At 71.2% G+C, this 23,793-nt stretch carries 23 protein-coding genes; 14 read left to right on the top strand and 9 right to left on the bottom strand.

Annotated elements, in window-relative coordinates; genetic code table 11:
• Positions 1-13: 13 nt before the first annotated feature.
• The 8 genes from ACQPZQ_RS23400 (at position 14) to ACQPZQ_RS23365 (ending at position 7,032) form a co-directional block, all read left to right on the top strand.
• Positions 14-1,600, top strand: a complete 1,587-nt coding sequence (locus tag ACQPZQ_RS23400) for an amino acid permease (RefSeq protein ID WP_433284011.1) — start codon at positions 14-16, stop codon at positions 1,598-1,600.
• 13 nt (positions 1,601-1,613) lie between these two features.
• Entirely contained in the window at positions 1,614-3,005 is a 1,392-nt protein-coding gene (locus ACQPZQ_RS23395; protein ID WP_433284009.1) for a glutamine synthetase family protein, read from the top strand.
• Entirely contained in the window at positions 2,986-3,711 is a 726-nt protein-coding gene (locus tag ACQPZQ_RS23390) for a gamma-glutamyl-gamma-aminobutyrate hydrolase family protein (RefSeq protein WP_433284007.1), read from the top strand. The genes ACQPZQ_RS23395 and ACQPZQ_RS23390 overlap by 20 nt, the downstream gene beginning before the upstream one ends.
• 64 nt (positions 3,712-3,775) lie before the next feature.
• Positions 3,776-4,822, top strand: a complete 1,047-nt coding sequence (locus ACQPZQ_RS23385; protein ID WP_433284006.1) for a hypothetical protein — start codon at positions 3,776-3,778, stop codon at positions 4,820-4,822.
• Positions 4,823-4,926: 104 nt separating this feature from the next.
• Positions 4,927-5,250 carry an ArsR/SmtB family transcription factor gene (locus tag ACQPZQ_RS23380; protein ID WP_433284004.1) on the top strand — a complete coding sequence of 108 codons (324 nt, stop codon included), beginning with the start codon at positions 4,927-4,929 and terminating at the stop codon, positions 5,248-5,250.
• Positions 5,247-5,729, top strand: coding sequence for an SRPBCC family protein (locus ACQPZQ_RS23375; RefSeq protein ID WP_433284002.1), 483 nt, complete (start codon positions 5,247-5,249; stop codon positions 5,727-5,729). Before ACQPZQ_RS23380 ends, ACQPZQ_RS23375 begins: the two co-directional genes overlap by 4 nt.
• Positions 5,730-6,188: an SRPBCC family protein gene (locus ACQPZQ_RS23370; RefSeq protein WP_433284001.1), complete on the top strand. Its 459-nt coding sequence runs from the start codon at positions 5,730-5,732 to the stop codon at positions 6,186-6,188.
• Positions 6,189-6,264: 76 nt separating this feature from the next.
• The gene (locus ACQPZQ_RS23365; RefSeq protein ID WP_241035629.1) at positions 6,265-7,032 is read left to right on the top strand and encodes a 3-oxoacyl-ACP reductase; all 768 of its coding nucleotides are present in this window, start codon (positions 6,265-6,267) and stop codon (positions 7,030-7,032) included.
• Between the two features lie 4 nt (positions 7,033-7,036).
• Here ACQPZQ_RS23365 and ACQPZQ_RS23360 read toward each other — a convergent pair whose 3' ends face one another.
• On the bottom strand, positions 7,037-9,352 hold the full coding sequence (locus ACQPZQ_RS23360; protein ID WP_433299319.1) for a HelD family protein: 2,316 nt from the start codon (positions 9,350-9,352) through the stop codon (positions 7,037-7,039).
• A 257-nt stretch (positions 9,353-9,609) separates the two neighbouring features.
• Here ACQPZQ_RS23360 and ACQPZQ_RS23355 point away from each other — a divergent pair, with 257 nt between their 5' ends.
• Entirely contained in the window at positions 9,610-10,383 is a 774-nt protein-coding gene (locus ACQPZQ_RS23355; RefSeq protein WP_433283999.1) for an RNA polymerase sigma factor SigF, read from the top strand.
• Between the two features lie 12 nt (positions 10,384-10,395).
• Here ACQPZQ_RS23355 and ACQPZQ_RS23350 read toward each other — a convergent pair whose 3' ends face one another.
• Positions 10,396-10,950, bottom strand: coding sequence for a DUF6328 family protein (locus ACQPZQ_RS23350; RefSeq protein ID WP_433283997.1), 555 nt, complete (start codon positions 10,948-10,950; stop codon positions 10,396-10,398).
• A 72-nt stretch (positions 10,951-11,022) separates the two neighbouring features.
• A complete protein-coding gene (locus ACQPZQ_RS23345; protein ID WP_433283995.1) occupies positions 11,023-11,499 on the bottom strand; it encodes a type 1 glutamine amidotransferase domain-containing protein in 477 nt (158 codons plus the stop codon).
• On the opposite strand from ACQPZQ_RS23345, the gene ACQPZQ_RS23340 reads away from it, so the two are divergent.
• On the top strand, positions 11,444-11,626 hold the full coding sequence (locus ACQPZQ_RS23340) for a DUF2945 domain-containing protein (RefSeq protein ID WP_433283994.1): 183 nt from the start codon (positions 11,444-11,446) through the stop codon (positions 11,624-11,626). The genes ACQPZQ_RS23345 and ACQPZQ_RS23340 overlap by 56 nt on opposite strands.
• 22 nt (positions 11,627-11,648) lie before the next feature.
• On the opposite strand, the gene ACQPZQ_RS23335 is transcribed toward ACQPZQ_RS23340, so the two are convergent.
• From ACQPZQ_RS23335 to ACQPZQ_RS23315, 5 genes are all read right to left on the bottom strand, one after another.
• Complete coding sequence (locus ACQPZQ_RS23335; protein WP_433283992.1) at positions 11,649-12,707, bottom strand: DNA topoisomerase IB; 1,059 nt, start codon at positions 12,705-12,707, stop codon at positions 11,649-11,651.
• 60 nt (positions 12,708-12,767) lie between these two features.
• Positions 12,768-13,127 (bottom strand): TraR/DksA family transcriptional regulator, encoded by a 360-nt coding sequence (locus ACQPZQ_RS23330; protein WP_433283991.1) that lies wholly within the window; start codon positions 13,125-13,127, stop codon positions 12,768-12,770.
• Positions 13,128-13,256: 129 nt separating this feature from the next.
• Positions 13,257-15,617 carry a glycoside hydrolase family 65 protein gene (locus ACQPZQ_RS23325; protein WP_433283990.1) on the bottom strand — a complete coding sequence of 787 codons (2,361 nt, stop codon included), beginning with the start codon at positions 15,615-15,617 and terminating at the stop codon, positions 13,257-13,259.
• The gene (locus tag ACQPZQ_RS23320; RefSeq protein WP_433283988.1) at positions 15,614-16,360 is read right to left on the bottom strand and encodes a beta-phosphoglucomutase family hydrolase; all 747 of its coding nucleotides are present in this window, start codon (positions 16,358-16,360) and stop codon (positions 15,614-15,616) included. Before ACQPZQ_RS23320 ends, ACQPZQ_RS23325 begins: the two co-directional genes overlap by 4 nt.
• A gap of 25 nt (positions 16,361-16,385) precedes the next feature.
• Positions 16,386-17,987 (bottom strand): histidine kinase, encoded by a 1,602-nt coding sequence (locus tag ACQPZQ_RS23315; protein WP_433283986.1) that lies wholly within the window; start codon positions 17,985-17,987, stop codon positions 16,386-16,388.
• 107 nt (positions 17,988-18,094) lie between these two features.
• Here ACQPZQ_RS23315 and ACQPZQ_RS23310 point away from each other — a divergent pair, with 107 nt between their 5' ends.
• Positions 18,095-20,620: a DEAD/DEAH box helicase gene (locus tag ACQPZQ_RS23310; RefSeq protein WP_433283984.1), complete on the top strand. Its 2,526-nt coding sequence runs from the start codon at positions 18,095-18,097 to the stop codon at positions 20,618-20,620.
• Positions 20,621-20,714: 94 nt separating this feature from the next.
• The gene (locus ACQPZQ_RS23305; protein ID WP_241035617.1) at positions 20,715-21,098 is read left to right on the top strand and encodes a hypothetical protein; all 384 of its coding nucleotides are present in this window, start codon (positions 20,715-20,717) and stop codon (positions 21,096-21,098) included.
• 72 nt (positions 21,099-21,170) lie between these two features.
• Here the strand turns inward: ACQPZQ_RS23305 and ACQPZQ_RS23300 are convergent, their stop codons facing one another.
• A complete protein-coding gene (locus tag ACQPZQ_RS23300) occupies positions 21,171-21,920 on the bottom strand; it encodes a DUF742 domain-containing protein (RefSeq protein WP_433283983.1) in 750 nt (249 codons plus the stop codon).
• A gap of 351 nt (positions 21,921-22,271) precedes the next feature.
• Here ACQPZQ_RS23300 and ACQPZQ_RS23295 point away from each other — a divergent pair, with 351 nt between their 5' ends.
• Together ACQPZQ_RS23295 and ACQPZQ_RS23290 are read left to right on the top strand one after the other, a co-directional pair.
• Positions 22,272-22,760, top strand: a complete 489-nt coding sequence (locus tag ACQPZQ_RS23295) for an NUDIX domain-containing protein (RefSeq protein ID WP_433283981.1) — start codon at positions 22,272-22,274, stop codon at positions 22,758-22,760.
• The gene (locus ACQPZQ_RS23290; protein ID WP_433283979.1) at positions 22,757-23,755 is read left to right on the top strand and encodes a hypothetical protein; all 999 of its coding nucleotides are present in this window, start codon (positions 22,757-22,759) and stop codon (positions 23,753-23,755) included. The genes ACQPZQ_RS23295 and ACQPZQ_RS23290 overlap by 4 nt, the downstream gene beginning before the upstream one ends.
• The last annotated feature ends 38 nt before the right edge of the window (positions 23,756-23,793 follow it).

Below are 23,793 nucleotides of genomic sequence, written 5' to 3'. Positions count from 1 at the left end.
TCCTGGAGGTCGCATGCCCACGAACGACCGGACCGACGACAGGAACAACGCGGACAAGGACGACGAGGCCACCCTGCATCGTCTCGGCTACGTGCAGGTGCTCTACCGCGAGATGGGCGGGTTCTCCAACTTCGCGATCTCGTTCACGATCATCTCGATCCTCGCAGGCTGCCTGACCTCGTACTACATCGCGTTCAACAACGGTGGGCCCGTCGCGATCACGTGGGGCTGGCTCCTCGTCGGCGGCTTCTGTGTGCTGGTGGCGATGGCCATGGGTGAGATCGCCTCGGCGATGCCGACCGCAGGCGCGCTGTACTTCTGGGCGTCGAAGCTCGGCGGCCCGGCGTGGGGCTGGTTCACCGGCTGGTTCAACCTGGTCGGGCAGATCGCGGTGACCGCCGCGATCGACTACGGCGCCGCGATCTTCACGACGGCGCTGCTCAACCTCTGGTTCCCCACCGTCGTCGGCACCGACACCGGCACGGTCTTCGTGGTCTACTCCGTGATCGTCGCGCTGCACCTCGCGCTCAACCTGCTCAACGTCAACCTGCTCGCGCGGCTCAACACGGTCTCCGCCTGGTGGCACATGATCGGCGTGGTCGTCATCGTCGCCGTGCTGATCGTCATCCCGGACAACCACCAGTCCGCTGCCTTCGTCTTCGGGGAGACGATCAACAACTCCGGGTTCGCCGGCAACGGGTTCGGCGACGTCGGATTCTGGTTCGTGTTCGGCATCGGCCTGCTCATGGCGCAGTACACGATCACCGGGTACGACGCCTCCGCCCACATGAGCGAGGAGACACGCCTCGCGTCGCGGGCCGCGGCGTGGGGCATGGTCATGTCGGTCGCCGTGTCGGTGCTCTTCGGGTTCGTGCTCCTGGTCGCCGTGACGTTCGCCGTGCCCGACGTGCAGGGCACGCTCGACGCTCTGGGCAACGCGGTGGTCTACATCTGGACCGAGTCACTCGGTACGGCCTGGGCGGAGTTCCTGCTGCTCATCGCCGTGGTCGGACAGTTCTTCTGCGGCACGGCCTCGGTGACCTCGGCGTCGCGGATGATGTTCGCCTTCTCCCGTGACGGCGCCGTGCCCGGCTCGCGGGTGTGGCGCAAGGTCGCGGCGAACCGCGTGCCGGTGAACGCGGTGATCGCGATCGCCGTGCTGAGCTGGGCGCTGATGCTGCCGACGCTCGCCAACGGTGTGGTCGGCTACCTCGTCGGCACGTCCATCGCGGTGATCGGGCTCTACATCGCGTTCGCGCTGCCGATCATCCTGCGGATCCGGGCAGGCGCCCGGTTCGAGGGCGGGGCGTGGAGCCTCGGCCACCACTACCGGTGGATCGCGCCGGTCGCGGTCGCCTGGATCGCCATCGTGTGCCTGCTGTTCCTGATGCCGGTCTCCCCCAAGGGCATTCCGGGAGCCGCCGACTTCGACTGGAACGTGGTCAACTACGCGCCGCTCACCGTGGGCGGGGCGCTGATCCTGTTCGGCGGCTGGTACCTGCTCTCGGCGCGCCGCTGGTTCACCGGACCGGTGCGCGAAGTGGGCACCGAGGACGGGCTTCCGATCAACAAACGGGAGCTGGAGACCGAAACACCGTGAGATCCTCGATCACATGAGACCACGCGGCATGCTCACCCTCGACCAGCTGCGCGTCGCCGTCGACGACGGGTCGATCGACACCGTGCTCGTGGCGTTCACCGACATGCAGGGCCGGCTGCAGGGCAAGCGCTGCGCGGCCACGTATTTCCTGGGCGAGGTCGTCCCGCACGCGGCGGAGGCCTGCAACTACCTGCTGGCCGTCGACGTCGAGATGAACACCGTCGCCGGCTACGCGATGTCGAGCTGGGAGCGCGGTTACGGCGACTTCGTGCTGAAGCCCGACCTCACGACGCTGCGGCAGGTCCCGTGGCACGAGGCCACGGCGCTCGTGCTCTGCGACGCCCAGTGGGCCGACGGATCGCCCGTCGTCGCGTCACCGCGGCAGATCCTGCGTGCCCAGTTGGAGCGGCTCGCCGAGCGCGGCCTGTACGCCGACGTGGGCACCGAGCTGGAGTTCATGCTCTTCGCCGACTCGTTCGACACGGCGTGGCGCAAGGGCTACCAGCAGCTCGAGCCGGCGAACCAGTACAACGTCGACTACTCGATGCTCGGCACGGCACGCGTGGAGCCGCTGCTGCGCCGGATCCGCAACGGGATGGCCGGCGCAGGCATGGTCGTCGAGTCGGCGAAGGGCGAATGCAACCTCGGCCAGCACGAGATCGCCTTCCGCTACGCCGACGCGCTCACCACCTGCGACAACCACTCGATCTACAAGACGGGCGCCAAGGAGATCGCCGACCAGGCGGGCATGGCGCTCACCTTCATGGCGAAGTACGACGAGCGGGAGGGCAACTCCTGCCACATCCACATCTCACTGCGTGGGCAGGACGGACCGGTCTTCGCCGGCAGTGCCGATGCGGGCTCCGCTGGCGCTACGCCCGGTGAGGAGCACGGCTTCTCCCCGCTGTTCGCGCAGTTCATCGCCGGGCAGCAGGCATGTCTGCGCGAGCTCACCTACCTGTTCGCACCCAACATCAACTCCTACAAGCGCTACGCCGACGGCTCCTTCGCGCCCACGGCCGTCGCGTGGGGTGTGGACAACCGCACCTGCGCGCTCCGCGTCGTCGGGCACGGCCCGTCGCTACGGGTGGAGAACCGCGTGCCTGGCGGTGACATGAACCCCTACCTGGGCGTCGCCGCCGTGATCGCCGCAGGGCTGCACGGCATCGAGAACGAGCTGCCGCTCGAGCCGGAGCTCGTCGGCAACGCCTACACCTCCGATGCCCCGCGCGTGCCCGGTACGCTGCGAGAAGCGGCCGAGCTCTTCGCCAGGTCCAAAGTGGCCCTCGCGTCGTTCGGCCAGGAAGTTGTCGATCACTACGCCAACGCCGCACGAGTGGAGTTGGCCGCCTTCGACGCGGCCGTCACCGACTGGGAGCGCAGGCGTGGCTTCGAACGGCTCTGATCCTTACGGCCCTGACCGTCCCGTCGTCGGGCTCACCACCTACGGGGAGCGTGCGGCGTACGGGGTGTGGAACCACGACACCGTGCTCCTTCCCAGCACGTACCCCGACATCGTCCTCGCCGCGGGCGGGATCCCCGTGCTCCTGCCACCGCGCCCGGAGGCGGCCGCGGCCGTCGACCGGATCGACGCACTCGTGCTGTCCGGGGGCCCCGACATCGACCCGCAGCGGTACGGGGCGGACCGCCACCCCCGCACCGGCGACGCGCGGGCCGAGCGCGACGCCGCCGAGATCGCGATGCTGCAACGGGCGCTCGAGCGCGAGATCCCGGTGCTCGGGGTCTGCCGCGGCCTGCAGGTGCTCAACGTCACCCTCGGCGGCACCCTCGTCCAGCACCTGCCCGATGCCGTCGGGCACAACGGGCACAACCCCACCCCCGGCAAGTTCGCCACCACCATGGTCGACCTGGTCCCCGGTGGTCGCGTGGCCACCGCGGTCGGCACCACGGTGGCGGTGCAGTGCCACCACCACCAGGCCCTCGACCGGCTCGCCGACGGCCTGGTCGTCACCGCCCGCGCGGGCGACGGCACCGTCGAGGCCGTGGAACTCGACGGGCGCCCGTTCGTGGTGGGTGTGCAGTGGCATCCCGAACAGGACGCCACCGACATCCGGCTCGTGGCAGCGCTGCTGGCCGCAACCCGCACTTGACCTTGGGATAGGTCACCCCATGGCGTGACTTGACGAAGTCTTTGCCATTACTCACGCTCGGTTCATGATCAACCGTGCGCTGCACATGGTCGGAAGCTATCCGGCCGGCACGACGGCCGACGCGATGAACGAGATGCTGGAGCTGGCCGGGCCGTACCTTGCCACGCTGCCCGACGGTGAGACCGGTGATCGACGCAACTGGATCGCCTCGGTGATGGAAGGCCTGCGCACGCACCCCGATCTGGAGGTCCGCCGAGAGGGCGACTTCGCGGGCTACGACCGCCTCCTCAACTTCCGGGTCCGCCGCGGCCACCGGCTCCGCGGCGACTCCCTGCACTTCGGCTACCCGGAGACGTACGCCGCGGCGCGACCGGTGTTCGACGCGGCCCGTCAGGCGCACGGCCGCAAGGACCTGATCTTCCAGATCGGCCTGCCGACCGGTCTCGGCATGTCCATGTTCACCATGGGCCCCCGAGGTCCGCTCCTCTACCGACGGCCCTTCTCCGAAGCCATCGCCCGGGAGATCAGCCGGATCCGCGAGGACGCAGGCGACGACGTGCTCGTCCAGCTCGAGATGCCCGCCGAGCTCGCCTTCGTCGCGATGAGTCCCGCCCCCGTACGCCCGGCCGTCGCGGCCTGGCTCGCCCGCACGGTCGCCGCGCTGGTGCGCCTCACCCCGGAGGGCACACGTTTCGGGCTGCACCTGTGCATGGGTGACCTGCAGCACACCGCATTGTTCCGATTGCGCGACACCGGCCCCGTCGTCACGCTGCTCAACGCCCTGGCCGCCCGCTGGCCGTCCGATCACCGTCTGGAGCTCGTCCACGCACCCCTGGCCGCGGGTGGCGAGCCCCCACCGCTCGACCCGGCGTTCTACGCGCGGCTCTCGGCGCTGCGCCTGCCCCCGGACACCCGGTTCGTCGCCGGGCTCCTGCACGAGGGCCGCACGGCCGACGAGCTGCGCTCGACCATGACGGCAGTCGAGGAGGCCCTCGGTCGCCCGGCCGATATCGGCGCGTCGTGCGGGCTGGGCCGGCGCGACCGGGAGATGGCCCGCACGATCCTGCGCCAGGGGGCGGCGCTCTGCGGGCCGGGGGTCTCCACGGCGTAGCGGAGCGTCCGAGCCCGGACACAAGGACCGTCCGCACCAGCCCGGATCTCTCCCGGGTTGACCCCCTTGACACCCGCAGCTCCATTAGAGAACGCTAACCGTTAGTGGATCCTGACCGAGTAGTTGATGGGTGGAGCGCGCTGGCGGACGGCACGCGGCGCGCCATCGTGAGCCGCCTCGCTGAGGGGCCGCAGGCGGTGGGGCAGCTCGCGGCCGAGCTGCCGGTCACCAGGTCCGCGGTCTCCCAACACCTGAAAATCCTCAAGGACGCCGGCCTGGTCAGCGAGCGCGCGGTCGGCACACGACGGATCTACCGACTCAATCCGACGGCAGTGGCCGCGTTGCGAGATCAGCTCGACACCTTCTGGCAGAGAGCTCTGGCCAGCTACGTGGATGTTGCCCAACAAGCGACAGAGGAGAGCTCATGACTCGAACCGAGGCCGCTGTTGTCCGCAAGCAGGTCGTGGTCAACGCGGGGATCAGGCAGGCCTTCACGGCGTTCACCGAACGGTTCGGTGACTTCAAGCCGCCAGAGCACAACCTGCTCGCAGCCCCGATCTCCGAGACGGTGTTCGAGCCGCGCGTCGGTGGGCACATCTACGACCGTGCGATCGACGGCAGTGAGTGCCGCTGGGCGCGGATCCTGGACTACCAGCCGCCGAACCGCGTGGTGTTCAGCTGGGACATCGGCCCGCAGTGGCGGGTCGAGTCCGACCCGGAACTGACCAGCGAGGTCGAGGTCCGGTTCGTCCCCGAGGGTCCGAACCGCACCCGCGTCGAGCTGGAGCACCGCCACCTCGACCGACACGGTCCCGGATGGCAGTCAGTCGGTGAAGGTGTCGACGCAGACCAGGGATGGCCGCTGTACCTGGCCCGATACGCCGCTCTGTTCGAGTCGGAGAGCTGAATGTCGCCGATCACCACCACGGCGGACGTGGACCGTCCCGCCGCCGAGGTTTTCGCCTACGCCACCGACCCGACTCGGTTCAGGGAGTGGCAGGCAGGCGTCATCGACGCCCGCATGGACCACCCCGGCCCTCCCCAAACGGGCACCAGGTGTTTGACCACCCGGCGCATCGGCGGAGCCAACCGGGCCGTCACTTCCGAACTGACCCACATCGACCCACCGAGGACGTGGGGCGTGCGTGGCATCGACGGACCCATCCGTGCCACCGTCGATCTCGAGGTGGATCCACTGACGGAGACCAGCTCCCGGCTGAGAATCACAGTCGACTTCGAGGGGCACGGCATCGGCAAGATCCTCGTCCCGCTCCTCGTCCGCCGCCAAGCGCAGAAGGAAATGCCGGCCAACGTCGCGAACTTGAAGCGACACATCGAATCTCTGCAGGCTCCACCCCAGGCGTAGGACGACAGGTCGCGAGTCCACTCCACGGCGCTCGTGATCACAAGGACGTGACAGCGCCGGGCTAGTGTCCGGTCTCATGATCGAGCGGTTCGCGGGACGCACGGCGGTCGTCACGGGCGGTGGCAGCGGTATCGGGCTGGCGACGGCCCGCAGACTGGCGCAGGAGGGTGCGAACGTCGTCGTCGCCGACATCGACACGGGCCAGGGGCAGGCGGTCGCCGACGAGGTCAACGGCCTGTTCGTGCGCACCGACGTCACCTCCGAGGAACAGGTGCAGGCGCTGTTCGCAGCGGCGGCGGAGCACTACGGCAGCGTGGACGTCGCCTTCAACAACGCCGGCATCTCCCCACCGGAGGACGACTCGATCCTCACCACGGGCCTCGAGGCGTGGCAACGCGTCCAGGAGGTCAACCTGACCTCCGTCTACCTGTGCTGCCGGGCCGCGATCCCGCACATGCAGCGGGCCGGACGCGGGTCGATCATCAACACGGCGTCGTTCGTGGCGGTGCTGGGAGCGGCCACGTCGCAGATCTCCTACACCGCGTCCAAGGGTGGGGTGCTCGCCATGTCGCGCGAGCTGGGCGTGCAGTTCGCCCGGGAGGGGATCCGGGTCAACGCGCTCTGCCCCGGCCCGGTGGACACCCCGCTGCTGCAGGAGCTCTTCGCCGCCGACCCCGAGCGCGCGCAGCGCCGGCTGGTGCACATCCCGATGGGCCGCTTCGCCCGGCCCGAGGAGATCGCCGGCGCCGTGGCGTTCCTCGCCAGCGACGACGCCTCCTTCATCACGGCCTCGACGTTCCTGGTCGACGGCGGCATCTCGGGTGCGTACGTGACTCCCCTCTAGCAGTTCAGGCGTGGTGCAACCGGTGCAGCATCGCCGGTAGCGGCTCCGCGTGCACGACCGCCAGCCGCTGGGTGGAGCGGGTGAGGGCCACGTAGAGGTCGTTCGCACCGCGCACCGACTCGGCCAGGAGCTCGGCCGGTTCCACCACCACGACGGCGTCGAACTCGAGGCCCTTCGCCGCGGTGACCGGGAGCACCACCACGGGCGCAGTGAGGTCGACGTCCAGCTCGGTGCCGGCAACGTCGGCTTCGGTGTCGTTCGTTCCCAGCAGGCGCTCCCGCAGCGAGGCGACCCGACCGGCCGGGGCGAGCACCGCGGTGCGGCCGTCACCCACGGACCCGGTCTCCTCGGCCAGCACCTTCGCGACGGTGTCCTCCAGCGCCGTGGCCGTGCGGACGCCGTCGGGGCCCGGGACGAGGTCGACGCGCACCGCGCGCGGGGGGACACCCGTGCTGCGCACCGAGCGCGGCGCGGCGAGCCCCGGCTCGATCGCGGCGAGCACGTCGTCGGCGACGTCCGCGATCTCCGACGGTGTGCGGTAGTTGACGGTGAGCTGTTCGAGCCGCCACCGGGCGGCCACGAACGGCGAGAGCACCTCGCCCCAGGACGCCGCGCCCGACAGGTCGCCGGTCTGCGCGATGTCTCCCACGATGGTCATCGAGCGGGTGGGGCAGCGGCGCATGACCAGCCGCCAGGCCATCGGCGAGAGCTCCTGCGCCTCGTCCACGATCACGTGGCCGTAGGTCCACTCGCGGTCGGCCGCGGCCCGGTCGGCGGTGGAGTCGTAGCGGCGCACGGCCTGACGCTCGGCCAGCCGGTCGGCGTCGACGACGTCGGTGGCGCGCAGCAACTCGGGGTCGAGGTCCTCCTCCAGGTCGAGCACGTCGAGCACGCCCTGGGCGTACAGCACCTCTTCACGCAGCGCGGCGGCCTCCCGTGCCGCCGCCTCGGCGCCGTCGTCGCCGAGCAGCTCGGCGGCCTCGTCCAGCAGCGGGACATCGGCGGGCGTCCACCGCAGGTTCGCCGGGATGTCGTCGCCGGGGGCGTCGCGCAGCAGGAGCTCCCGGTCGGCGGCAGGGAGCCGCCGGGCCACCATGTTGAGCCGCTTCGACGAGGAGAACAGGTCGGTGAGCAGCTGCTCGGCCGAGAGCGTCGGCCACAGCGCATCGAGCTCGCGGGTGAGCTCTCTGCTCTCGGTGAGCTCTTCCCGGATGTCGGACAGGTCGCCGGAATCGAGCAGCCCGCGGCCGCCGAGCGTGCGCGCCACCTGGTCGGCCAGCAGCCGCACGGCCTCCTTGTGGAAGATCCGCTTCGCCTCGTTGTGGGGGCGCCGCGAGCGCCGGGCGCGCGTGCGCGCAGCGTTGGCGATGTCCCGGTCGAGCCGCACCCGCTGCTGCTCCACGACGAGCTCGATGGGATGGCGGGGCACCTGCTGACGGTCGCGGACGGCTGCGGAGATCACGGCCGCCATCTCGGCGCGGCCCTTGACCGCGGCCGTGAGCGGCGACTCCGCACGCCGGGCATCGAGGCCGGGATGCAGCTGCCCGACGGTGCCGAGCACCACCGCGGTCTCACCCAGCGACGGAAGGACCTGCCCGATGTAGCTCAGGAAGGTGGGGTTGGGGCCGACCACCAGCACGCCGCGGCGGGCCAGCCGGTCGCGGTGTGTGTAGAGCAGGTAGGCGGCGCGGTGCAGCGCCACCGCCGTCTTGCCCGTGCCCGGGCCGCCCTGCACCACGAGAACACCGCTGGGCTTCGACCGGATGATCGCGTCCTGCTCCGACTGGATCGTGGCGACGATGTCGCCCATGCGCCCGGTACGACGGGCTCCGACCGCGGCGAGCAGCGCGGCCTCACTGGTCAGGCCACCGGCCTGCGACGCGGCCGTGGCGTCGTCCAGGTCCAGCACCTCGTCGTCGACGGCGGTGACCTCGCGGCGGCGGGTGCGCAGGTGGCGGCGGCGCCGGATGCCCTCGGGCGAAGCCGCCGTGGCGGTGTAGAACGGGCGCGCCGCAGGCGCGCGCCAGTCCATCAGCAGCGGTTCGTACTCGTTCTCCTCGTCGAGCAGCCCGAGGCGCCCGACGTAGCGGCGCTCGCCCTCCTCGGTGTCGAGGCGGCCGAACGCGAGCCCGTGCTCCGCGGCACGCAGCGCCGCGAGACGGTCGGTGTACATCGCCGCGGCGGCGTCCCGTTCGGTGAGTGCCTGCGGGGTGCCCACCGTCTCGTCGTGCAGCACGGACTCGAGCCGCCGCGCCGTGTCGGCACGACGGGCGTCGAGCCGCTCGTAGAGCATTCCGACGTAGCGGCGCTCGTACTCGATTCCGTCGTCGCCGTTGCGGAGAACGTCGGCGGAGGAGCTGTCGCTGGTACGGGGGTCCCCCGTCGGTGTGTCACCCGCCGGAGTGTCGCTGCCGCTGCGAGCGTGGGACGTGCTGTTCGACACCGGCAATTCACCTTCGCGAAGCGGACGGACGGAATGGCAGCTTACGAACGTACCAGCGCGAGCGTTTTCTCCCGACTGCTCGCGGGTAGCTCACACGGTGCGACCCGATCCCTGCCCCAGGTGCCCGGTGCGCCGTGTCTGACTCCTCCCGCGAATCCGACTACGCCCACTTGGCGCCGTTGTTCGCCGAGTTCGCGTCCCTGCCGCCGGACGATCCTGGCCGAGCCGGGCTGCGCCAGAAGCTCGTGACAGGTTACCTGCCGGTGGCGCAGCACATCGCCCGGCGCTTCGCCGGGCGCGGCGAGCCGGTCGACGACCTCGAGCAGGCCGGCACCGTCGGCCTGCTGAACGCGGTGGATCGGTTCGAGCCGAACCGCGGCGTCGACTTCCTCTCCTACGCCGTACCCACCATCACCGGCGAGATCCGGCGGCACTTCCGCGACCGCACCTGGTCGATGCGGGTGCCGCGGCGCCTCAAGGACCTGCAGAGCGCCATCAACTCGGCCATCGGCCCCCTGTCCCAGGAACTGGGCCGGGCTCCGCGGCCCAGCGAGATCGCGATGCGTATCGGCATCCCGCCCGCGGAGGTCGTCGAGGGCCTGGACGCCCAGCAGGCCTACCGCAGCACCTCGCTGGACGAGCTCGTGGCGGGCGCCGACACCACGTTGACCGACACGCTCGGCAGCGCCGACACGGAACTCGAGAAAGTGGAGTACCGGGAGGCCCTCGCCCCGCTCCTCGAAGAGCTCCCCGAACGGGAACGGACGATCCTGCTGCTGCGCTTCTTCGGCAACCTCACGCAGACGCAGATCGCCGACCGCGTCGGGATCTCGCAGATGCACGTGTCGCGGCTACTGTCCCAGACGCTGGCGCAGATGCGCAGGCGGATCACCGAGGACGACGCGTAGCCGGACCGGCGCCTAGGTTCGCGCCGGGGTGCGTTCCTCGTCCGGCCGGCCGCTGGCCACGGTGCCACCGTTGCGAGGCCGCCGCAGGAGACGCAGCGGGAGCACGAACCACAACCCGAGCAGGATCACCCCGACCGCGCTCGCGACCGGTACCGCGATCTCGTCGGTGGTCGCCACGTCGAGCACGAGCAGCACCGACCCCGTGAGTGTGAGCGCCAGCGTCGCCAGTCCGGCAGTGAAGAGCTTGTGTCCGAGCTGCACCGTCTGCTGCTTCACCCCGCGGCGGAACGTCATGCGGTGGGCGGCGGCAGGCGCGACCAGCAGTCCAGCGGTGATGACCGACAGCAGCAAGGTGACGATGTAGGTCCACCGCTGCATCTCGTCGAGCCTCGTGAACCGGTCCGTGAACGACAGCGACAGCAGGAACGCGAAGAGGATCTGCACGCCTGTCTGCGCCACCCGCAGCTCTTGCAGCAGCTCGATCATGTTGCGGTCGGCCCGCTGCAAGGGGCCCTCGCCGGGGCGCTCCTGCCCGGCTTCCGGCATACCGCGGTCCGGGCCCTTCATGCTGCGAGGGTACCCGGGCCACAGGGCGCGAGTCGTCCGTCGAGAGCCTTCCTGGACCCGCCGAATGCCCGGTCAGCCTGCCGTCGTTCCGCTCGCCTGCACCTGGCGTGCTCCCTCCGCGAACTCCTCGACGATCGTCGCGCAGAACGCCTGCAGGTCGCCCGGGTTGCGGCTCGACACCAGACCGTGGTCGGTGACGACCTCCTCGTCGACCACGGTGCCTCCGGCGTTGCGGATGTCGGTGCGCAGGCTCGGGTAGGACGTCAGCGTCCGGCCGCGCACGAGGTCGGCCTCGACCAGCGTCCACGGGCCGTGGCAGATCACCCCAACCGGCTTCCCGGCACGGAAGATCTCCTGCACGAAGCCGACGACGTCAGGATCCATCCGCAAGCGGTCGGCGTTGACCGTGCCGCCGGGCAGGATGAGAGCGTCGTAGTCCGCTGCGGATGCCGTCCTCACCGCTTTGTCCACGGTGACGGTGTCAGCGGGCTCGATGTCGTGGTTCATCGCCTGGATCTCGCCCTCGGAGAGCGAGAGGATCTCCGTCACCGAGGACACGGAGGCCGCCGGACGCACCGTCCGGGCTTCGCGCGACGATCCTCAGTACAAGGTCCGGAGCGAGAAGAGCGGCGGCTCCGCCGTGCACAAGCCGGGTGCGCTGAAGAAGGAGAGCTGACCCCGCGGCGCGGACGTGGGCGTCAGGAGTCGATCAGGCGCACCACGGCCCGCTCGATCGCCGCCCGGATCGCGTCGTCGGTCAGGTCGGGGACCGGCGAGGAGCCGTTCATCCGGCGCAGCGCCGGCAGCACCGTTCGGCCGTCCTCGAAACGCTCGAGCACCCGCGGGTCGACGTAGGAGCTGCAGGCCACCGTCGGGGTGTTGCCGAGGTGCTCCGCCACCTCCTTGATCGCCCGGTTCACCACGCGCCCCCGCGCCCGCTCCTTCTCCGGGACGCCGCCCTGTGCCACACCCGCCGCCAGCGTGACGGCGGCCAGCACCGTGGCGTTCCAGGTGCGTAGGTCCTTGCAGGTGTGCTGCTCCCCCATCAGCTCCTTCACCGCCGCGTTCAGGTCCTCGGCCCGCACGTCGTGCCAGCCCCGGCCCACGCGGTAGACGAGCAGGTCCTCCCCGCCGCCGCGGCGGCGCAGCAACGAGTTGACGACCTTGTGCAGCAGTGGGTCCCGAAGCGCGATGGTGCGCGGGATCCCGCCCTTGGCCGGGTAGGAGAACAGGACGGCGCCGCGCTTGAGCTGGACGTGCTCGCGGCGCAGCGTCGCCAGTCCGAACGTGCCGTCCTCGTCGTCGTCCCCGGGGGCGTACTCCTCGCCACCCGACCGGAAGACCCCGATGTCGAGCATCCGCACGCCGGCGGCCAGCACGCGGTCCCGGCCGAGGCCCTTCCCCGCCAGCCGGTCCAGCAGCTCGACCCGCACGTCGGGCAACCGTCTCCCCAGGCAGAGGACCCGGTCGTACTTCTCCTGGTCCCGCAGGCGCCGCCATTCCTCGTGGTAGCGGTACTGGCGCCGGCCCGCCGCATCGACGCCGACCGCCTGGATGTGCCCATCCGGGTCCGAGGAGATCCACACGTCCTGCCAGGCGGGCGGGATGACCAAGGCCTTGAGCCGGGCGATCTCCGCGGGGTCGGCGATCGGGCTACCGGCGGCGTCGTAGTAGCTCCATCCGCGCCCACGGCGGCGTCGGCTCATGCCGGGCGTCTCGGGATCGACGCGGACCAGCCCGAGTGGTGCCTCACTCACACTGCGCTCAATACCCGCCCGGACGGCCCCATATCCCACCGAACCACGCGGGAGCGCCAGTCAGGTGACCACGGGGGTGTCCGCGTGCTCCCTGCAGGTCGCCGCCTCGGGCCGGGCCTCCAGCCGCTCGTCGTCGATCTGGTGGTCGCAGACGGCGCAGCGGCCGTAGGTTCCCGCGTCGATCCGCTCGACGGCGTCGATCAGCCGGCGGCGCTGCTCCGCGATGGTGCCGACGCTGAGCTCGGCCTCCATCGTGCTGTTCACCTCGGAGCCGTAGTCGGCGGGATGCTGGCCGAGGGCGCCTTCGTCGCCGACCATGTCGGCCGACGCCTCCGCCAGTCTCGACTGGGCGAACCGTTCACGTTCGCCGAGTTCGGCCAGCTCGGTGGTGAGCAGCGTGCGGGCACGGTCGAGGTCCACATTCGTCCTTCCGTCGGGCACGGGGAGCATCAGTGGACTCGCATACCCACCCCGCCGAGCCGGTACGCCTCCACCACGGGCGGTCCGCCCGATGGTGGAGACGACCAGCTCAGCGGGTTCTCCGGAGGCTCAGCTCCCGGGGTGGCGGGCGTTGGGAGCGCGACCGTAGGGCTGCTCGACGGGCTCGACGGGCTCACACGGCACGATCGGCCGCACCTGCGGGGCGTCGGCGAGGGCCAGCGGCTCGCCGTGGTGGCGCAGTCGCATCGGAGGCCCGCTGACGAGCCGGTACTCGGCCTCGCCGGGGCGGATCTCCACACGCAGCTGCCGGCCCTGCCACTTCAGGCCGAACGAGATCCGCGACAGCGCGGGCGGCAGCTGCGGGGCGAACGCGATGCCGCCGTTGTCGAGCCGCATCCCGCCGAACCCGGAGACGACCGCCGTCCAGGTGCCCGCCATCGACGCGATGTGCACGCCGTGCTCGGTGTTGCCTGCCAGGTTGTTCAGGTCGACCAGCGCGGCCTCGGCGAGATAGTCGTATGCCAGGTCCAGGTGCCCCGTCCACGCCGCGACGACGGCCTGGGTGCAGGCCGACAGCGACGAGTCGCGCACCGTGATGGCCTCGTAGTAGGCGAAGTTGCGCTGCATCTGCTCCGTGGTGAACGCGTCCGGTCGCAGCTGGATCGCCAGCACCAGGTCGGCCTGCTTCGAGACCTGCTTGCGGTACAGGTCGAAGTAGGGCACGTGCAGCAGCAGCGGGTACTTCTCCGGTGGGGTGTTCTCGAAGTCCCAGCCCTGGTGGTTGGTGAAGCCCTCCGACTGCGGGTGGACGCCCAGCACCTCGTCGTAGGGGATGCGCATCGACTTGGCGGCGTCGCGCCAGCTCGCCATCTCCTCGGCGTTGACGCCCAGCCGCCCCGCCGCACGCGAGTGCCGCGCCGCGGTGTCGGCGGCGACCCGCAGGTTCTGCTGGGCCATGAGGTTCGTGTAGACGTTGTTGTCGACGATGGCCGTGTACTCGTCGGGGCCTGTCACGCCGTCGATCCGGAACTGTCCCGCGGAGTCGTGGTGGCCCAGCGAGCGCCACAACCGCGCCGTGGCCACCAGCAGCTCCAGCCCGACCTCACGCTCGAAGTCGACGTCGCCCGTGGCGGCGACGTGCCGGCGCACCGCGTCGGCGATGTCGGCGTTGATGTGGAACGCCGCGGTGCCGGCAGGCCAGTAGCCCGAGCACTCGTGCCCACGGATCGTCCGCCAGGGGAACGCCGCTCCGGAGAGCCCCAGCTGCTCGGCGCGCTCGTAGGCCATCGGGAGGATCGACTGCCGCCACCGCAGCGCGTCCGCGGCCGCCTCCGGCGCGAGGTGCGAGAGCACCGGCAGGCAGAAGGTCTCGGTGTCCCAGAAGGTGTGACCGTCGTAGCCCTCGCCGGTCAGCCCCTTGGCCCCGATCGCCCGCCGCTCCGCCCGGGCACCTGCCTGTAGCACGTGGAAGACCGCCACCCGCACGGCCTGCTGCAGCTCCGCGTCGCCGTCGATCTCGACGTCGGCGGTCTCCCAGAAGTCGTCGAGGTACTGGCGCTGCTCCGCCAGCAGGCCCTCCCAGCCCGTGTAGCGCGCCGCGGCCAGCGCCGCGCGCACCTGGTCGTGCAACGCCGGCTGCGAGCGCCGGGCCGACCAGCCGTACGCCAGGTACTTGATGATCCGCAGCTTCTGCCCCGGCTGCAGCCGGGTGATCACCGTGGTGCGCCCGATGTCGTCGCTGGCCTCCGAGCTGACGCTCACGCCGTCGGGCCCGTGGACCTCGTGGTCCATCGCCGCCGCCACCCGCAGGGCGGACCGGCGTGTGTGATGGATCAGGATCGCGCCCGCCTCGTCGGCGCGGTACTGCTCGGCAACGAGCGGGTCGGTCAGTGCAGCCTCGACGCGCGGGTCGTCGTCGTTGCGGGCCGGCATCTGTTCGTTGGCCACCAGCTCCGACTGCACGACGAGTAGCGCCGGCGCGTCCAGCACCTCGACCTCGTAACAGATCGCGGCGACGGCCCGCTGCGTGAGCGAGACCATCCGTGTGCTGCGCACGGCCACCACCCGGCCGGCGGGCGACGCCCACTCCACCTCGCGGGTGAGCGTGCCGGCCCGCAGGTCGAGCACCCGCTCGTGACGGCGCAGCTCGCCGTAGCGCAGGTCGAACGGCTCGTCCTCGACGAGCAGCCGGATCAGCTTGCCGTTGGTGACGTTGATGATCGTCTGGCCGGATTCGGGGTAGCCGTAGCCACCCTCGGCGTACGGCAACGGGCGGCGCTCGTAGAACGAGTTGAGGTAGGTGCCCGGCCAGGCATTGGGCTCCCCCTCGTCGAGGTTGCCCCGCAACCCGATGTGGCCGTTCGACAGCGCGAACACCGATTCGACCTGGCCGATGGTGTCGAGATCGAGTCTCGACTCACGGACGACCCATGGCTCCACGGTGAAGGGCCGTGCGGTGTCAGGGCTCATCGCTGCTCCTCCAGCAGTTGTGCGAGGTCGGTGACCACCGTGTCCGCTCCGTTCGCGCGCAGGGCGTCGGCATGCCCCACGCGGTCGACCCCCACGACGAAGGCGAACCCGCCCGCCTTCCCCGATGCCACTCCGGCCAGCGCGTCCTCGAACACCACGGCCTGCGACCGGTCGACGTCGAGGTCGGCGGCCGCGGCGAGGAACGTGTCGGGGGCCGGCTTGCCCGGCAGGCCGCGCTCACGGGCCGTGACGCCGTCGACGCGATGGTCGATGAGGTAGCTCAGCCCCGCCACGTCGAGCACCTGGGCGGCGTTGGCCGAGGACGACACGCATGCCGTGGCCAGGCCCGCGTCCTTCACGGCGTGCAGGTACTGGACCGACCCGGGGTAGACGGTCACCCCGACGGTCGTGATCTTCTCCTGGACGAGATCGTTCTTCTTGGTGGCCAGCGCGTAGATCGTCTCGGCGTCAGGCGGGTCACCGGGCCCACCCTCGGGTAGCTCGATCCCGCGTGAGCGGAGAAACGCGTCGGTGCCTGCCAGCCGCGGCTTTCCGTCGACGTAGGGGCCGTAGTCGGCCTTGACGTCGAAGGGCTGGAACGGGGTGCCGTCGCGCTCCGCGCGGGCTCGCAGATAGTCGTCGAACATCTGCTTCCACGCGGCGGCGTGCACGCTGGCGGTGTCGGTCAGGACACCGTCGAGATCGAAGAGGCACGCGCGCGTGCCATCAGGGAGGCCGAGCATGGAACAACGGTACAGAAGCCCATGATCACCTTCGGGGGCGCACGCCCTGGTCACCCGCTCGGTCGGGTACGCCTGTGAGCAGCAACATCGTCGGAGTTCCGGCGCCGGCGGTGACGGTGATCGCGCAGCCCGGGGGCGTCCTGCGTGCGACCACCGTGAGTGTCCCGCCGTTGGGGAGCGGTTCAATTTCCTCCTGTACCGCCCTGCGCACGACGTGGAGCACCTGCATCGCGGTCACCGGCACCGGTTCGAGCCCGCCCTCGACGTCCATCTCGACCTGCAGCCGCGCCCCGAACCTCGCCTGCTCGAGCTGCAGATAGCCGCGCACCGCGTCCAGCTCCTGACCGAGTGTGCTCATCCCCTCCCGATCATTGGCACGGGACAGGTCGGCGAAGCCGAACAGGAGCTCGCGGGCCCGGGACGGGTCGGTGCGGATCAGCGCGGCGATGGTGTTGAGCGAGTTGTAGACGAAGTGCTGCTCGAGCCGTCTGCTCTCCCCGGGCGGCGGGGGCGCGGGAGCTGGATCGAGCTCGTGCGACTGCGACACGGGCGGTGCTCCGGAGCCACGCCTGCTCGGGGCAGGCGGCGGGTCCGGCGTCGCGGCGTCCGGGGTCGGCTCCGGTGGCCGCGCCCACGCCGTTTCTCGCACTGCCGCGGGCGCCAGCAGGCCTCGCCACTGCGGCCGGCGCATCCGGTCGCCGCCGATCCAGCCCGTGAACTCCACGAGCCCCACCAGCTCGGGCACCGCCCAGCTCGCGTGGCGGGCGGCGTCGGCCGGCACGTCCCCGATGAAGGGCGAGACCGGCACCCGGCGCGCCACGAGCGCAGCGGCGAGCTGGCGGCGCTGCTCCAGCGACACCCCCACCCGCCCGACGTAGTGCAGTGAGCTCGGCACCTCGGGCGGCGCACCGCTCGGCACGCCGAGCAGCAGCGTGCCGACGGAGTCCGGACGCCGGGGGTCGGCCGGCGTCCACCCGCCCACGCACACCTGGCGCATGCGCCGGACCGGCACGCGGATCCAGAAGCGGGAGCGCCCGCCGGGGTGGTACCGGCCCCGCAGGTGACGCGCGTGCAGCCCCTCGGCGCCCTTCTGGTCGGCGATGGCCAGCATCGTGTCCAGCTCGGTGGCGGGCAGCGGCGATGTGGTCCAGACCGGCGGGCTGGCGAAACCGAGGCCGTCGAGCAGCGCGCGCCGATCGGCGTAATGCAGGTCGGTGGTGCTGTGCCCGTCGAGCCAGAGCAGGTCGGCCACCTGGAAGTCCACCGGGATCCGCCGGATCGTCTCGTCCGACGGGCGGTTGCGGGCGCTGCGCCGCTTGAGCAGGCGGGGCCGTGGTGCGTGCTCCTCCCCCCGCGCGACGAGCGTGCCGTCGAGCACCATGCCGCCGGGGGGCGAGCGGCGCAGCAGCGGTTCGGTGAGCTCCGGATAGGCGGCGCTCATCGAGTTGTTGCCCCCGCTGAGCAGCCGGACCCGCTTGCCCGGCTGCACGTAGGCGATGCACCGGTGGCCCGTCCAGGCCACCTCGACGACCCAGTCGGGGCCGGACGGCGGGTCCCCCGACACCGTGGCCGGCTGCATGGGCGGGACGAGATCGGGCAGATCGTCCGATCTGGGCCGCCCTGTCACGGGACATACGCTAACGGTTACCGTACGGATCCACGCCCCCGGCGCCGCCGACGTTCGCGGGCCCCGGCGACCACACGGTCGGCCGGACGAGGGACGATCGAGGCATCATGACGCTCACCGACCGGCTCCCCCCGACGCCAGACGACCCCGACGCGCTCGTCGAGGCGTTCACCGACTGGGCGTTCGAGGAGCAGGGCCTCTCGCTCTACGCGGCGCAGGAGGAGGCGCTGCTGGAGCTGGTCACCGGCAGCAACGTCATCCTCTCCACTCCCACCGGCTCCGGGAAGTCGCTCGTAGCGGTGGGAGCGCACGCCGCGGCGCTGGCCCGCGGGGAGCGCACGTTCTACACCGCGCCGATCAAGGCGCTGGTCAGCGAGAAGTTCTTCGCGCTCATCGAGGTGTTCGGGGCCGACAAGGTCGGGATGCTCACCGGCGACGCCGCGGTCAACGAGAAGGCCCCGATCATCTGCTGCACCGCGGAGATCCTCGCCAACATCGCCCTGCGCGGCGGCCGCGACGCCGACGTGGGCTCGGTGGTGATGGACGAGTTCCACTTCTACGCCGACCCCGACCGCGGATGGGCGTGGCAGGTGCCGTTGATCGAGCTGCCGCAGGCGCAGTTCCTGCTGATGAGCGCCACGCTCGGCGACGTCTCGTTCTTCCGCGACGACCTCACCCGCCGCACCGGCCGGGAGACGGCGGTGATCACCTCCGTCGAGCGGCCCGTGCCGCTGCACTTCCGCTACGTCCTCACCCCGCTGCACGAGACGATCACCGAGCTGCTCCAGACGCACGAGGCACCCGTCTACGTCGTGCACTTCACGCAGGCCTCCGCCGTGGAGCGCGCGCAGGCGCTGATGAGCGTCAACGTCACCTCCAAGGACGACAAGCAGGCGATCGCCGACCTCATCGGGCGGTTCCGGTTCACCGCCGGGTTCGGGAAGACGCTCTCCCGCCTGGTGCGCCACGGCATCGGGGTGCACCACGCGGGCATGCTCCCCCGCTACCGCCGGCTTGTGGAGACACTCGCGCAGGCCGGGCTGCTGAAGGTCATCTGCGGCACCGACACGCTCGGCGTCGGAATCAACGTGCCGATCCGCACAGTGCTCTTCACCGCACTGTCGAAGTACGACGGGCAGCGCACCCGTCCGCTCAAGGCGCGGGAGTTCCACCAGATCGCCGGCCGGGCCGGACGCGCCGGGTACGACACCGTCGGCACCGTGGTCGCCGAAGCGCCCGACCACGAGGTGGAGAACGCCCGGCTGATCGCCCGCGCGGGCGACGACGTGAAGAAGCGCCGCCGGATCGTGCGCAAGCAGCCACCCGAAGGCTTCGTCGGCTGGTCCCAGACCAGCTTCGAGAAGCTGCAGAACGCCCAGCCCGAGCCACTGACCAGCCACTTCGTCGTCACCCACGCGATGCTGCTGAACGTGATCTCGCGGCCAGGCGACGCCTTCGCCGCGATGCGGCACCTGCTCGAGGACAACCACGAGCCGCGGGCCCGCCAGCGCAAGCACATCCTGCGTGCCATCGCGATCTACCGGGCGCTGCGGGCCGCGGGCGTCGTCGAGGACCTGCCCGAGCCCGACGCCGAGGGACGCCGCGTGCGTCTGGTCGGCGACCTCCAGCTCGACTTCGCCCTGAACCAGCCACTCTCCCCGTTCGCGCTGGCCGCGATCGAGCTGCTCGACCGGGAGTCGCCGAGCTACCCCATGGACGTGCTGTCGGTGGTCGAGGCGACCCTCGACGACCCGCGCGCGGTGCTGTACGCCCAGCAGAACAAGGCCCGCGGCGAGGCCGTCGCGGCGATGAAGGCCGACGGCATCGAGTACGAGGAGCGCATGACGCTGCTCGAGGACGTCACCTACCCGAAACCCCTCGACGAGCTCCTCCACGCGGCCCTGGAGACCTACCGCCGTGGCGCCCCGTGGGTGGAGGACGCGCGCCTGTCTCCCAAGTCCGTCGCCCGCGACATGTTCGAGCGGTCGATGACGTTCGTCGAGTACGTCTCGCACTACCAGCTCGCCCGCTCCGAGGGTCTCGTGCTGCGCTACCTCGCTGATGCCTACCGCGCGCTGCGCCAGACCGTGCCGGACGAGGCGAAGACCGAGGAGCTCACCGACGTCGAGGAGTGGCTCGGCGAGCTGGTCCGCCAGGTCGACTCCAGCCTGCTCGACGAGTGGGAGGCCCTCGCCGCAGGCGAGGGCACCGGGGAGGAGCCCGTTCCCCCGTCGCTCGACGACGGACCCGCCGGGGTCACCCGCAACGCCAGGGCGTTCCGGGTGCTGGTGCGCAACGCGATGTTCCGCCGCGTCGAACTGGCGGCGCTGCGGCGCTGGGACCTCCTCGGCGAGCTCGACGCCGACGCCGGCTGGACCGCCGAGGCCTGGCGCACCGCGCTGGATCCCTACTTCGCCGAGCACGCCGACATCGGCACCGGTCCCGACGCCCGCGGACCACTCATGATCACCATCACCGAGGAGCCGGAACGCTGGCTCGTCCGGCAGGTGCTCGACGACCCTGCGGGCGACCGCGACTGGGCCATCGCCGCAGAGGTCGACCTGGCGGCGTCCGACGAGGACGGCTCCCCCGTCGTCTGGATCACCGCCGTGGAGCCGCTCGGCGGCAACTGACGCCTGCCTGTTCCTCCTCGCTGCTCGCGATGTCGGCTTCTCCCCTGGTCAACCGATCATTGCCGATTTGCTGGCGTCAATGTATCATTGACCAATGAAGTACGAGGAGGCGCACCGCTGGCTCGAACGCGCAGAGCCGAGCATCACGCAGACGGCCCGCTCGCTCACCGAGGAGCTCGAGACGCTCAAGCAGCGCAGTAAGGAGGGGCCACTCACCCGCGACGCGGCCGCGGCCTGGTACGCGATCGTGCACGAGATGCACCGAGTGGCCGACCGCTACGAGCGCGATCTCATCCGGAAGCTGCGCCAGGACGGGCTGACGTGGGCCCAGGTCGCCGACGCCGTCCAGGCCCAGCTCGGCAGCCGGCAGGCCGCGCAGGCCAAGTGGAAGCGGCTCGTCGACCCCGGCAGGCGTATCACCACCGGCAACATGCAGCGCGGCGGCCGCCGCAAGCAGACCGACCAGCCACAGGCCTGAGACGGCAACAGCCGGCCTGCATCGACCCCCGAGGGGCCGGGCAGGCCGGCTGAGGAAAGCTCGGCGACCGAGTCAGAGTCGGCGGAGCCCGGCGAGCACGCGCTCCATCAGCGCCAGGTCGGGACCGGCGACACCTGCTGTGCGGTGCACCGCCACGGCACCGGCGGCCACGAGGTCGCCGAGGATCACGCGAGCCACCCCGAGAGGCACCCCGAGCAGCGCCGCCACCTCCGCCACCGAACGCGGCTCCTGGCACAGCGAGATGACGGCCTCGTGCTCGGCAGCCGCGGGACCACTGGCGGCCATCGGCACAGCCGAGACCAGCGTCTCGATCGAGAGTTCGTACTGCGAGCGGGTGCGGCCGCGCGTCAGCACGTAAGGCCGGACGAACGACGTGGGGCCCTCGACCGCTCCCGTCTCCGCCCCGAAGCCGCTCAGCGGCGACTCCGCAGAGTAGTAGGGGTATGTGGATGCGGGGTCAGCGCCTGCCGGGTCAGAACCGGCCGATGGACCGTTGATCGGTCGCTCCTCGAGTTCAGTGTCGGTTTGGGTGCTCTCACGGAGGTCGTGCGGAGCGTCCACGGAGCGCGCACCGGTGTGCACTACGGGCGCAGAAGAATACACGACGAATCCGGCATCTGGCGCACGGTCGAACCCGTCCAGGGGCTCCTCGCCGGAGATCACCGCCATCACGGCGGTGTCCACCTCGGCACCGGAGAGGTTGCGGGATCCTCGACGCTTCGGCTTGCGCCGCCGCGCCCGGCCGCCGAACCGCGCGCCGGTGAGCTCGATCGACGGCTGCGGAACGTCCTCGTCATCCACCTCGAGGCCCCCTCCTTCCCGCCCGTCCATACCGTGCCGACGCACCATGTCGATCTTGCGTTACGGAGGCGTTACCTGACAATCGCGTAGTTATAACGATTGGCCCGTTATGCGCAGTTTGCCTGGTACAACTGGCCTACCGGTGTCGGTCCGTTCAGCGCTGCCAGAGACCCATCAGGGGGTAACGCGCACCTCGTACGGCCGTACCGTCGCGCGTCAGGGTTCCTCCCTTCGCCACGTCTGCCATGCTGCGCTGCGTATCGGTTCTGAGACGGCCGCTGTTACAGCGCCCGGATGCGAGGGATGGCGGCACGGAGATGACACGGGCACGGCCACGGAGATGGCACTGAGATGGCGACACTGAGCGCAGGTCTGTTGCTGTTCCGGCCGGATGCCGCCGACGGCGTCGAGGTCCTGCTCGGACACATGGGTGGCCCCTACTGGGCTCGCAAGGACGACGGTGCGTGGTCCGTCCCGAAGGGCGAGCACGGCCCCGACGAGGATCCGCGCGCCGCCGCTGAGCGGGAGTTCACCGAGGAGCTGGGATCACCGCCTCCGCTCGGCCCGCAGGTCGAGCTGGGCACCGTCCGGCAGCGCGCGGGGAAGCTCATCACCGTGTTCGCGCGGCAGGCCGACTTCGACGCCGACACCATCACGCCCGGAACGTTCGAGCTCGAGTGGCCACCACGCTCCGGTGCGCTCCGGGAGTTCCCGGAGATCGACCGCGCCGCGTGGTTCGACACCGATACGGCTCGGCGCAAGCTCGTGCCCGGCCAGGTCGAGTTCGTCGACCGGCTGCTGGGGTCGCTGGCCGCCGCGTCGGGCGAGGCGCCGTCGTGAGCGCGAGTTGGGCAGGCCTCGCACGTGGCGCGGCCGCGGGTGCCGCCGGGACGACGGCCCTCAACGCCACCACCTATCTGGACATGGTCGTCCGTGGTCGGCCGGCGAGCGACGCGCCACAGCAGATGGTGGCTGCGCTCGCCGAAGCGGCCGGGCTGGAGCTGCCGGGCAACCGGCGGGAGCAGGCCAGGCGGCTGTCCGCACTCGGACCACTCACCGGCACCGTCACCGGCGTGACGCTCGGTGGCATCGCGGGCGTGCTGCGGTCCGCGGGGCTGCGTATGCCCACGGCGGTCGGCGGGCCCCTCCTGGGCCTCGCGGCCATGGTGGCCGCCGACGGCCCGGTCGCGGCGCTGCGCATCAGTGATCCCCGCAGCTGGAGTGTCACCGACTGGGTCGCCGACGTCGTCCCGCACCTCGTCTACGGGTTCACCACGCACGCGACGCTCGTCGCCGTCTCGCGGGTGGCCGAGGGTCGCGAAGCGGTGCCCCACAGCAGCCCCGGGACGATCCTGCGGGCCGCGGCGCTCGGCGCGGCCACCGGATCCCGCAGCACCGCGGGCATCACCGCGATCGCCCTCACCTCCGGCCGCGGCGACCACGGAGCCGTGGCCTCCCGGTTGGGCGGACGCACCGGCACCGCGGCCACCACCGTGGCGGCGGCCGCCGAGCTCGTGGCCGACAAGCTGCCGGGCGCCCCGAGCCGCCTCGCCCCTCCCGGACTGGTGTCCCGGCTGGCGCTGGGTGCCACGTCCGCGGCGGCGATGGCGCATCGCGACCGCGCCGACGCGATGCTGCCCACGCTGGTCGGGCTGGTCTCCGCCGTCGCGACCTCGGTGCTCGGATCGCGGCTGCGAGCCAGCGCCGCACACCGGTTCGGCTCCGACAAGCCCGGGGCGTTCGCCGAGGACGCGGCCGCCGTGCTGCTGGGCTGGCTCGGCGCCCGCCGGGCTCCCAAGGACGCGCTGATCACCGCGGAGCCGATGGCCCGCTGAGGCGGTCCCGGCCCGGCACCCGCAACGCACGCACGTGT

Source organism: Pseudonocardia sp. CA-142604 (genome assembly GCF_050948475.1).
Taxonomy (GTDB): Bacteria; Actinomycetota; Actinomycetes; order Mycobacteriales; family Pseudonocardiaceae; genus Pseudonocardia; species Pseudonocardia alaniniphila.
This window is presented reverse-complemented; position numbering and strand designations above follow the sequence as displayed.

What these genes read in the sequence shown, in the direction of transcription:
- ACQPZQ_RS23400 (WP_433284011.1), top strand. Translation starts at nt 14, where the DNA reads ATGCCCACGAACGACCGGACCGACGACAGGAACAACGCGGACAAGGAC.
- ACQPZQ_RS23395 (WP_433284009.1), top strand. Translation starts at nt 1,614, where the DNA reads ATGAGACCACGCGGCATGCTCACCCTCGACCAGCTGCGCGTCGCCGTC.
- ACQPZQ_RS23385 (WP_433284006.1), top strand. Translation starts at nt 3,776, where the DNA reads ATGATCAACCGTGCGCTGCACATGGTCGGAAGCTATCCGGCCGGCACG.
- ACQPZQ_RS23375 (WP_433284002.1), top strand. Translation starts at nt 5,247, where the DNA reads ATGACTCGAACCGAGGCCGCTGTTGTCCGCAAGCAGGTCGTGGTCAAC.
- ACQPZQ_RS23370 (WP_433284001.1), top strand. Translation starts at nt 5,730, where the DNA reads ATGTCGCCGATCACCACCACGGCGGACGTGGACCGTCCCGCCGCCGAG.
- ACQPZQ_RS23365 (WP_241035629.1), top strand. Translation starts at nt 6,265, where the DNA reads ATGATCGAGCGGTTCGCGGGACGCACGGCGGTCGTCACGGGCGGTGGC.
- ACQPZQ_RS23350 (WP_433283997.1), bottom strand. Translation starts at nt 10,950, where the DNA reads ATGAAGGGCCCGGACCGCGGTATGCCGGAAGCCGGGCAGGAGCGCCCC.
- ACQPZQ_RS23340 (WP_433283994.1), top strand. Translation starts at nt 11,444, where the DNA reads ATGTCGTGGTTCATCGCCTGGATCTCGCCCTCGGAGAGCGAGAGGATC.
- ACQPZQ_RS23325 (WP_433283990.1), bottom strand. Translation starts at nt 15,617, where the DNA reads ATGAGCCCTGACACCGCACGGCCCTTCACCGTGGAGCCATGGGTCGTC.
- ACQPZQ_RS23320 (WP_433283988.1), bottom strand. Translation starts at nt 16,360, where the DNA reads ATGCTCGGCCTCCCTGATGGCACGCGCGCGTGCCTCTTCGATCTCGAC.
- ACQPZQ_RS23310 (WP_433283984.1), top strand. Translation starts at nt 18,095, where the DNA reads ATGACGCTCACCGACCGGCTCCCCCCGACGCCAGACGACCCCGACGCG.
- ACQPZQ_RS23305 (WP_241035617.1), top strand. Translation starts at nt 20,715, where the DNA reads ATGAAGTACGAGGAGGCGCACCGCTGGCTCGAACGCGCAGAGCCGAGC.
- ACQPZQ_RS23295 (WP_433283981.1), top strand. Translation starts at nt 22,272, where the DNA reads ATGGCGACACTGAGCGCAGGTCTGTTGCTGTTCCGGCCGGATGCCGCC.